Here is an 8,866-nt window from a genome sequence, read left to right on the forward strand (position 1 = left end):
GTGCGGCGTTTATCAGGCAGTCAGTTCCTTGCCCTGTTTTAGGTCGTTCCCATGAACCGTTTATTGCGTTTGCCCTTCTTCGCCCTGCTGGTTTTCAGCGTTCTGTTCACGGCCTGTAAAAAGGACCACGACATGGACGACATGAAGCACGAGAGTGTCTACATGAAAATCATGATGGACATGATGACGCAGATGGACGCGCAGGCCAAAACCCAGGACCCCGACCACGACTACGCCGCCCAGATGGTGCTGCACCACGAGGCGGCCATCAAAATGGCCGAAGAAGAGCTGCGCACGGGCACCAACCAGGAAATGAAAACCACGGCCCAGGACATTATCACCAAGCAGCGCGGCGAAATCACGCAGTTTAACGCGTTTCTGGGTGGGCACCAGCCCGCGCAGCCGCTGGTGCCGCAGTTCAACCAGCTGCAGAAAACCAACATGGACCGGATGATGGCCGCCAGCGACGCGCGCACCATGACGGCGCGGCCGGATTACGACTTTGCCCAGCTCATGGTGGACCACCACCAGGCTGCCATCGACAACTCGGAGGCCCTGCTGCAGCACGGGCGCCAGAACACAACCCGGTCCCTGGCCCAGGCCATCATTGCCGACCAGCGCCAGGAAATTGCGGCGCTGCAGAATTGGCTGGCCCGCAACCGCTAACCTATCCAGGCAACGAAAAAGGCAGCTCCCAGGGGCTGCCTTTTTGATTTCACTGCGCACCACCGGGGAGGCTGTCAGGGCTACGCGTCCTTTTTGGCCCTTGTACTGAGCCCACATGCTGCCGTTACCCGTTTTCGTCTTCATCCGGTATATCGCAGCCGGCCTGGTCCTGGCACTGGCTGGCTGCCGTTCGTCGGCGGTCGTCCCGAGGTTTGCGCCCGCTGCGGGGGGCTACCACCCCCGGCCGGTGCAGCGCTTCGATACGGCGACGGCCGGTGCCGCCCACCAGTTCCCTACTGCCCTGCAGAGACGGGTGAAGGCAGACGTGCCGCTCCAAGCCCCGGATACACTGGAATTCCCGACCCAGGAGAAAAGGGAGCGGGCAAGCCAGCTGAATGGCAGCTCGCCAAAAGCAACGATTGGGGACACCGCGAGCAGTTCCACGCGGCCGATGGCCCCTGGCGCGAAACAACCGCCAGCCCCAACTAAATTTTTAAGCGCCCAAAGCCTGGTGCATTATGGCCTGCACTTTCTTTTTCCGGTGGTGTTGGCGCTGGTGTTCTTTCCAGCAGTGTGGCAAACCGCTTACCTGATAATGCTCGCCACGATGCTCATGGACTTGGACCACCTGCTGGCCAAGCCCATCTTTGACCCGATGCGCTGCAGCGTGGGGTATCACCCGCTGCATTCTTTCTATGTTATCCCGGTGTACGTGCTGCTGCTTCTGTTGCCGGCCACGCAAATCATTGCTGTGGGCGTGCTGTTCCACCTGGTCACGGACACGGTGGATTGCTTCTGGAACTTCAGCCACTGCCACGAGTGCTACGTCAACTCCCGACTCTATGCTTTGCGCAACGGGGTGCGAAAGCTACTGGGTCGTAAGGTGGACGACTAAGCAGGGCAACAACACCGCTTACAGCGGGTCCAGCCGCAGCAGTATTTCACTGCGCCGCAAAAAACCGGCGGCGCGTTCAACCCGGGTGCCCGGCTGCGTACAGCAACGCCGACCAGCGGGGTTCGGTACCGCAGCGGGCCGCGTACTGAAGCAGCAGCGGCTGGTTGAAGCCAGGACGGGTAAGCAGCGCGGTCAGGGCCGCCGCAAGCGCCGCATCCGAAGTAGCCGCCGCCAGCTCGGGTAGCCGGGCGGCATCCACGAGCATTTTTTCCGGGCGGGCCGTGGGGATGCCCCGCACCTGCCGCACGGGAGAAAACCGCTGCCAGGGCCGTACCACCACCGGGTCCGGCTGGAAAGAAGAGGCCAGCAGGCGCTCAGCCCAGATGAGCTCCGCCCAGCGCACTTCTACCACCAGTACAGTGGGCAGGTCGGGCAGAAACGGCTGCAGCCAGCGGGTAGACCACAGGCAACCCGGCGGCAACGCCAGCCCGGTCTGCAGCTGCTGCCACAGTGCCCGCCATTCGGGGGGCAGCACCGGCTTACGGGCATCGGCGGCCGGGGCGCTTTTAAACGAGAGCCGGCCGGGTGCCACCTGGTGCAGCAGCTGGCTGTGCACTAAACGTTGCCGGACGGCCGGCCACCCGGCGGCCGTTACCTCCGGAACGGCCGTGGCAAAAAAGGCCAGCAGTTCGGCTTCGGTTATCAGGTCACGGCCGCGGAAGTAGCCGCGCAATTGGGGCCACGCCCGCAGCACCCGGTCTATCAGGGCGGCTACTGCATCCATGCGCGTAAGAGCTTGCACCTGCGCAAAGATACCGGCTACCACTTCACGGCCGCCGTCAGAAAGAAGCTGCGCCCGTCGGAGGGCAGGATGCCCGGCCCAGGGTAGCCGGTGGCGCGGCGGGTGAAGTACACAGCGCCCGCCAGGTTGTTGACGCTGCCTTCGAGCTTCAGCCAGCGCCGCTCCCAGGACACGGAAGCGTCGAGCACCGAGTACGCCGGGATGCGGCCCACCACGGCCGAGATGCCGCCCTGCTCGGCGTTGGTGGCATCCGAGTACTGCTTGGAGAGGTGGGTAAACTGAATTGAGCCTTTGAACGGGCCGTAGCCTGTGCGAGCCCCCGCTTTCAGGTTCACATCCGGCACGAACTCGACCTGGTTACCTTTTACTCCCACGATTTCGCTTTGCGTGTAGCGGCCCCGAATCAGGGCCAGGTTGCCGAAGGTGGCCACCGACCAGCGGCCGGGCTCCACCGTGGGGCGCAGGGCGCGCAGCAGGTCTACTTCGGCGTAGGACTCCACGCCCAGAATCAGGGCGCGGCCCACGTTGCTACGGCGGCGCAGCACCCGGTCAGCGGCGTCGTAGGTCTGCACTTCGCCGATGCGGTTGCCGTACTGCAGGGCAAACAAACTCACGTCGTAGGTCAACCACTGGCCCTGCTCCCCGCGCAGGCCCAGGTCGGCCGAAAAGCCGCGCTCGTCCTGCAGGTTGGGGTCGATGACGGCCGAAGGGTTGGCGATACGCATGTCCGAGAAGGTGATGGAGCGGTAGTTCTGCGAGATGTTGCCGTAGAACTCGCGCGTCTCCACCGGCTTGTAGCTGATGCCGATGCCGCCCAGCACGAAGCCGCGCGGGCTCAGGCGCTGCTCGTTGGTTTGGGTAATGGCGTCGATGTTGCCGGCGTTGTCGCGAATCACGGTGCCGTAGGAGCCCCGCGAGGTGGTGCGGATGTACTCGTAGCGCACCCCCGGCGTGAGGGATACCTGGTCGCTGAGGTAGAAGATGTTCTCGGCGAAAGCGGCCACGTTCTGGTTGGGAAACTCAAAGTCCGAAAAGCCGTTGGCAAACGTCACGCCTTCCGGGCCCACGAAGCGAAAGTCGGCGCCGCGGCCCGCGGGACCGAAGCCCTGCACGCTGTGGTTATAGCCGTGGTAGTAGCGGGCGCCGAGCAGCAGCACGCCGCTTTTGCTGCCGCTGCCCAGGGCGTAGCGGTTCAGGTAGCGGGCTTCCACGCCGTAGTTCTGAAACTCGCCGGTGATGAGGTCGCGCAGGTAGGTGTCGTTGTCGGGCAGGGCCACTTGGTTGGGCCGAAAGCCCAGGGACTTGCGCGTGGCCCGCAGGCCGAAGCCCAGCACGTTGAGGTTGGATTGGGGCGTCAGCTTCCAGTCGGCCGAGAGGTTGAACAGGTTCCATTCCACGGCAAACCAGTTCCGCTCCCGGTTCGACTGGCGGGCATCGGCCGCGTACTGCGCGTCGCTCAGGCCGCCCGGCTGCTGAGCCAGGTAGTCCATGTGGGTGACCTGAGCACCAACTTTGAAGTTCTCCGTGAACTGGTAGCGCACGTCGGCGTAGGCCGTTTTGGCGTCGAAGTGGGAATTCGGGCGCCAGCCGTCGCCGCGCTTGTACTGGGCAAAGGCGTAGTAGCTGAGCTTCTTCACCGTGCCGCTCACGCTGTTGAACGAGTTGAAAAACCCGTAGGAGCCGACCGTCTGCCGCGACACCACCGACACCGTTTGGTCGGGCTCGGGGGCGCGCAGCTCGAAGTTGAGCAGGCCGCCGAACTGGGTGCCGTACTGCAGCGAGGCCGCCCCGCGCACCAACTGGATGCGCTTAATGGCCTCCACGGGCGGCGTGTAGTAGCTCTCGGGGTAGCCCAGCGCGTCGGCCGAGATGTCGTAGTTGTTTTGCCGCACGTTGAAGTTGCTGGTGCGGTTGGGGTCGAGGCCCCGGCCCCCGATGCTCAGCTGCAGGCCGCCCTGGTCGCTTTCCCAGATGTTGAGCCCCGCCACCCGGGCATACACCTGCCGGGCGTTGTTGGTGGCCAGGTTGGCCACCAGGTTGTCGGGCACGATGACATCGGACTTCTTGGCCGCGAAGATGGCCGTGCCCTCCACCTCGCGCAGGCGCTGCGGCCCGAAGCGGCCCTGCGGCGCCGCCACCACTACTTCCTTGAGCTGCCGCTCCCGGCGGGCCAGCGTAAAGTCTACGATGCTGCCGTCCGCCGGCAGGTCAATTTCGGTCTTGAGCGGCTCGTGGCCGATGGAGGAAAGCTGCAGCTGCTGGCGCCCGGCCGGCAGGCGGGCGATGGTAAACAGGCCGGCCGAGTCGGTGCGGGCAATCTGGCGAGAGCCGCGCACGTACACCTCGCAGCCCGCCACAGGCAGGTTGGTGCCGGCCTCGCGCACCCGCCCCTGCAGGCCGGCCTGCTGAGCGACGGCCGTAAACGAAGTCAGCACGCTCACCACCAGGGCCACGCTATAAACCGGTAATCTCATCGTCGAAAGGTAAAATCCAGGGTTTGGGCCGCCAGTCGTCGGTGACGCGGGCCAAGTCCACGGTGGGGTCAATAAAGCTTTTGCCCAGGCGCCCGTTCAGGCTCACGTAGGCATCGGCGTACACTTTGGGGTTGCGCACGCCGCGACGGGCGTAGTAGTCGCGCAGGTAGTGGGCAAACTGCACCAGCATGTCGGGCTGGGTGCTCATCATCTTTTCCTGCAACACGCTCAGGTGCTCGTAATTATTCACGAGTCGCGCCCGGCCGGTCGCGCCGTCCACTACCTTGAACTGCACCTGCCCCATCTTCTCCATGAGCATCACCCGCCACGAAAAGCGGTAGCCCTCTTCGGTCCAGAACAGCTCGCGCGGGTAGAGCAGGTAGCGAAAGGGCAGCAGCAGCTGCACCACGAAAAAGGCGCCCAGACCGATGAGCAGCAGCTGGCGCGTGGCCCGCCCATACACCAGTGGCCTGGGCGCCTGGTGCGAGGCTGGGGACAAGCGAAGCAGCCGGCGCAGGCGCTGCAACACCCGCTCGTGCCATTCGGCGGGAAAGAAAATCAGGGCCGCAACCATCATCACGTAGGGAAACATGCCGATGGGAAACAGCACGGCCGTCAGCACGTGAAACACCACCACCGTCAGGTAGGCCCAGGGCCGGGTGCGGCGGTTCAGCAGGAAGAAGGGCACGGTCAGGTCATAGAAGGCCCCAAACCAGCTGAAAGCATAGGCCACCCACACCTGGCCCAGCAGCGGGCCGATGAAGGACAAATCATTTTTGGCCGGCAACCAGATGCGCAGCGGCATGGCGTGCACCAGCCAGTCGGAGTTGAGCTTGGCCAGGCCGGCGTAGCAGTACACAATGCCCATGAGCAGGCGCAGCGCGTCCACCGTCCAGCGCGGCACCTCGCTGCGCCAGCGGGCGGGGTGCCGCCAGGTATCCAGGGCGAAATAGCGGCCGGCCGGCAGCACCACGAGCAGCAGCCCCACCAAACTCACAAAGTAGTAGTGGTTCAGGTAGGTGCTTTTGTCCATGAGCTCGATGTAGGTGAAGCTCAGAAACAAGCCGGCCGCGGCCGAGCGGTACCAGTAGCCCAGGGCCACCAGCAGCGCGCACAGCCCGCAGAAAAGGAACAGTGCGTAGGTGTAGGGCCCCAGCGGCCGCACCCACTCGAAGCCGTAGTAGGAAAAGAAGAACTTGGGCTTCAGGTACAGCTCCGCAATCCAGCCTTTGGCCCAGAAGCGCACCACGCTGGCCAGCACTAAAAGGCCAAAGGCCACGCGGAACGTGGCCAGTGGAGCGGCCGCCGTGTAGCCCTGCAGATAGCGCCGAAGCCCCTGCCCCATTAGTCGCCGTCGTTGTCGACGTACGTCACCGTGATGCCCAGCGCCGAGGTCATGTCCACCTTAATCAGGCGAACCGCTTTTTGCATCTCGTTGTAGGAAGCCACCGCGTCGGCGTTGCGGGCCGTCATGGTGGCGTACAGGTCCGGGCCCAGGGAACTGAGCTGCTGGGCAGAAACGCCGAACTGCGCGTTGATGATGCCGGTCAGGGGCTGGTTCGTGCGGCTGTCCTTGGCGCCGAGCGCATCGAGGTAGCTCTTGAGCGAGGGCCGGCCCGGGCGGCCGTTGAAAAACTGCTGCACCGTGGCGTGGGCCGTGGTGGCCAATTGCAGCGGCAGGGCGCCCTTCAGGTAATAGGCTTCAATCTTTTCCGGGCGGGGCGTGCCGGTCATGGTGCCGGCCGGAATGCCCACCTTGCCCGCGCGCAGGTAGCGCTCAAAATAAAGCGAGTACGCGTTGATGACCCGCGAGAGCGAGGAGCTGGCGTCGGTGCCGGTGTTGCCCACGAACGTGTCCCGGTAGGAGCCGTTCCACTGGCTGTACACGGTACCGAACGTCTGGTCCATCTTGGCCACCACGTCGGTCAGGTAGCGGCGGTGGTTGGCCGAGGAAGCATACTGCTGCGCGATGGCCGCGTCGCCCGCAGCCACGCCGTTGAGCAGGTAGTCCAGGGCCGGGAAGCCCTGCTGCGGAATGGCCGTGGCCAGCTCGAAGTCGTAGGTGCCGGCGGTGATGTTGCGGTTAATGCCGGCCGCGTCGGCCGGGTAAATGTTGAAGTGGTTGCGCAGGCTCACCTGCTCGGCCGGGCCGAACTCAAACAACTCGACTTTCTGCCACTCCACGTAGGCCGCCTGCCAGGCCTGGCGCGCGTCCACGAGCGTGGCCGGCGTCGGCGCCGCGGTGAAGGCCGTGGTCTTGGCTTTCAGCACCGCGAGTTTGTCGTTGAAGCGCTGGTAGCCCGGCTTTACCAGGCTATCGGCCCATTGCGTGAGCAGGGCCTTGCGGTCCACCGCGGCGTCCGGGCCGGGCGTGTCGCCGTTCCCATCCTTGCCGCAGCTGATGATGCCCAGGGCGGCCAGCAGCAGGGCAAACGCAAACAAAACAGACTTTTTCATCGGGGGCGTTTTTTCGTGGCGAAGGCCAACGGGCGAACCAGCCGCAGCTGCTCCACCCGTTGGCCTTGGGTCCGCTTGCGGAAAGCGGGCCGAAAATTACTGAATGTTAAACTTGGCCTTGATGGCGTTGATGGCCACGTCGGCCTGGGCGTTGGTCAGGCTCCAGGTGCCGTTAGTGCCCGCGGTCAGGCCGCTGAGCAGGTTGTCGGAGAACGCCGCGTCAGCGCCGTACTTGGTGCAGAACCGCAGCGAGTAGACAAAGCCCAGGCCTTCGCCCAGCGCGTGGGCCTTCACGTCCAGGGTCGAAGCTGCCTTCCAGTTGGTCAGGTACGACACGGCAGCCAGGGCAATGGTTTTCTCCAGTTCGGTGCGGATGATGTCGGCCTGGGCCTTCACCCCGGCAGCGTCGTTGTTGACGATGGCCGCGCGCCCCTTCAGGAAGGCCATGTACACGCCGGGCGAGGCCGTGGGGTTTTTCTCGTTGAGGTAGCTGGCCAGGAACCGCTCACGGGGCGTCAGGTTGATGTCCGTGGTCATGATGGCGTTGCTGGTCAGGTAGCCATACGCCAGGTCCCAGTTGTGCTCCAACTCGGAGTAGGCTTTGCCGTCCACCACTTTGCTGTTGTTGGCCTTCAGGGCGTTGTCGGTCAGCAGCACGTTGTCAACCTGGTCTAGCAGCAGGGCGCCAATCAGCGCTTTCTGAATCACCTGGTTGACCTCAATGCCGTTGCCATCCACCAGGTAGCGGCCCAGGCGGCCGGCGCTGCCGGGCGTGGCCACGTTGTTGACCGACTGGCTGGCCGTGGCCAGTTGGGTGAGCTTGGCATCCACGTAAGTGCGCACCGTCTCGGCGTTCGTAGCCGGGAACGAAGCGGCCGTGCTGGTGCGCAGCGTCAGGCCCGAGGCATTCAGGCCGGTGCCGGTAAAGTAGCCGCCGGTGTTGGCGTAGTAGCCGCGCAGCTTGGCCACGTCCAGGGTCGACGGGGTGGCCGGAGCGGCCACGGCCACCAGGGCCATGTACGAGTTCAGCTCCGAGAACATGTCCAGGCGCTGGTTCGAGCTCGTCAACTCCACCGTGGATTGCCCGCTGGCGTCTTTGAACGATTCCGTGTACTTGGAGGAAGCCGTCAGCGTGCTGGCGTCCATTTTGGCGCGCAGGGCCGGCGCCGACTCGGTGTCATTCTTGTCGCAGGAAGTAAAGCCAAATGCCAAAGCAAGAAGGGCAACGGGAACGTACTTAAACGTCATGGGAGCAGGGTTAACGGGGAATGTTGAACGATGCCCCAAAGGTAGAGAGCTTATTTGTAATTGTTCCAAATAAGGGCTAAGTTTTTTTATAAGTTGTCTAAATAAGTATTCAGCATATATGTGATTATTTACCGAAACGGCCCGCTGAAAAGGGTTGGGCAGCTGCCGGCAAGGCTTTATCTTTACCCTGCGCAATTCCCTTTTCTACTAGAGAGTGTGGACAGTCAGCGCATCCAATCCAGGGCGGCGAGCAGGTGAGCGACGGCTAAAAAAGAGGCGGCGGTTTTCTCGTAGCGGGTGGCCAAGCCTCGCGCTTCTTTGAGC

The 8,866-nt window shown here is 63.7% G+C and carries 7 protein-coding genes; 2 read left to right on the forward strand and 5 right to left on the reverse strand.

Translation table 11 applies throughout. The features are described from left to right. Positions 1-51: 51 nt before the first annotated feature. Together FY528_RS20635 and FY528_RS21715 are read left to right on the forward strand one after the other, a co-directional pair. On the forward strand, positions 52-666 hold the full coding sequence (locus FY528_RS20635; protein ID WP_129919184.1) for a DUF305 domain-containing protein: 615 nt from the start codon (positions 52-54) through the stop codon (positions 664-666). A 115-nt stretch (positions 667-781) separates the two neighbouring features. After that, positions 782-1,561, forward strand: coding sequence for a DUF6122 family protein (locus FY528_RS21715; RefSeq protein ID WP_262384073.1), 780 nt, complete (start codon positions 782-784; stop codon positions 1,559-1,561). 76 nt (positions 1,562-1,637) lie between these two features. Here the strand turns inward: FY528_RS21715 and FY528_RS20645 are convergent, their stop codons facing one another. From FY528_RS20645 to FY528_RS20665, 5 genes are all read right to left on the reverse strand, one after another. Then, positions 1,638-2,345 carry a DUF6577 family protein gene (locus FY528_RS20645; RefSeq protein ID WP_187632226.1) on the reverse strand — a complete coding sequence of 236 codons (708 nt, stop codon included), beginning with the start codon at positions 2,343-2,345 and terminating at the stop codon, positions 1,638-1,640. A 35-nt stretch (positions 2,346-2,380) separates the two neighbouring features. Beyond that, positions 2,381-4,837 carry a TonB-dependent receptor gene (locus FY528_RS20650; RefSeq protein WP_149072906.1) on the reverse strand — a complete coding sequence of 819 codons (2,457 nt, stop codon included), beginning with the start codon at positions 4,835-4,837 and terminating at the stop codon, positions 2,381-2,383. Continuing rightward, positions 4,818-6,182, reverse strand: a complete 1,365-nt coding sequence (locus FY528_RS20655; RefSeq protein ID WP_149072907.1) for an HTTM domain-containing protein — start codon at positions 6,180-6,182, stop codon at positions 4,818-4,820. Before FY528_RS20655 ends, FY528_RS20650 begins: the two co-directional genes overlap by 20 nt. Further along, a complete protein-coding gene (locus tag FY528_RS20660) occupies positions 6,182-7,294 on the reverse strand; it encodes an imelysin family protein (RefSeq protein WP_129919180.1) in 1,113 nt (370 codons plus the stop codon). Before FY528_RS20660 ends, FY528_RS20655 begins: the two co-directional genes overlap by 1 nt. 96 nt (positions 7,295-7,390) lie before the next feature. Beyond that, positions 7,391-8,542 carry a DUF4856 domain-containing protein gene (locus FY528_RS20665; protein ID WP_129919179.1) on the reverse strand — a complete coding sequence of 384 codons (1,152 nt, stop codon included), beginning with the start codon at positions 8,540-8,542 and terminating at the stop codon, positions 7,391-7,393. Positions 8,543-8,866: the final 324 nt, after the last annotated feature.

It is taken from the genome of Hymenobacter lutimineralis (assembly GCF_008271285.1).
Lineage (GTDB): Bacteria > Bacteroidota > Bacteroidia > Cytophagales > Hymenobacteraceae > Hymenobacter > Hymenobacter lutimineralis.

Excerpts from the sequence above, each read along its gene's own strand:
- FY528_RS20635 (WP_129919184.1), top strand. The coding sequence starts at position 52 with ATGAACCGTTTATTGCGTTTGCCCTTCTTCGCCCTGCTGGTTTTCAGC.
- FY528_RS21715 (WP_262384073.1), top strand. The coding sequence starts at position 782 with ATGCTGCCGTTACCCGTTTTCGTCTTCATCCGGTATATCGCAGCCGGC.
- FY528_RS20645 (WP_187632226.1), bottom strand. The coding sequence starts at position 2,345 with ATGGATGCAGTAGCCGCCCTGATAGACCGGGTGCTGCGGGCGTGGCCC.
- FY528_RS20650 (WP_149072906.1), bottom strand. The coding sequence starts at position 4,837 with ATGAGATTACCGGTTTATAGCGTGGCCCTGGTGGTGAGCGTGCTGACT.
- FY528_RS20655 (WP_149072907.1), bottom strand. The coding sequence starts at position 6,182 with ATGGGGCAGGGGCTTCGGCGCTATCTGCAGGGCTACACGGCGGCCGCT.
- FY528_RS20660 (WP_129919180.1), bottom strand. The coding sequence starts at position 7,294 with ATGAAAAAGTCTGTTTTGTTTGCGTTTGCCCTGCTGCTGGCCGCCCTG.
- FY528_RS20665 (WP_129919179.1), bottom strand. The coding sequence starts at position 8,542 with ATGACGTTTAAGTACGTTCCCGTTGCCCTTCTTGCTTTGGCATTTGGC.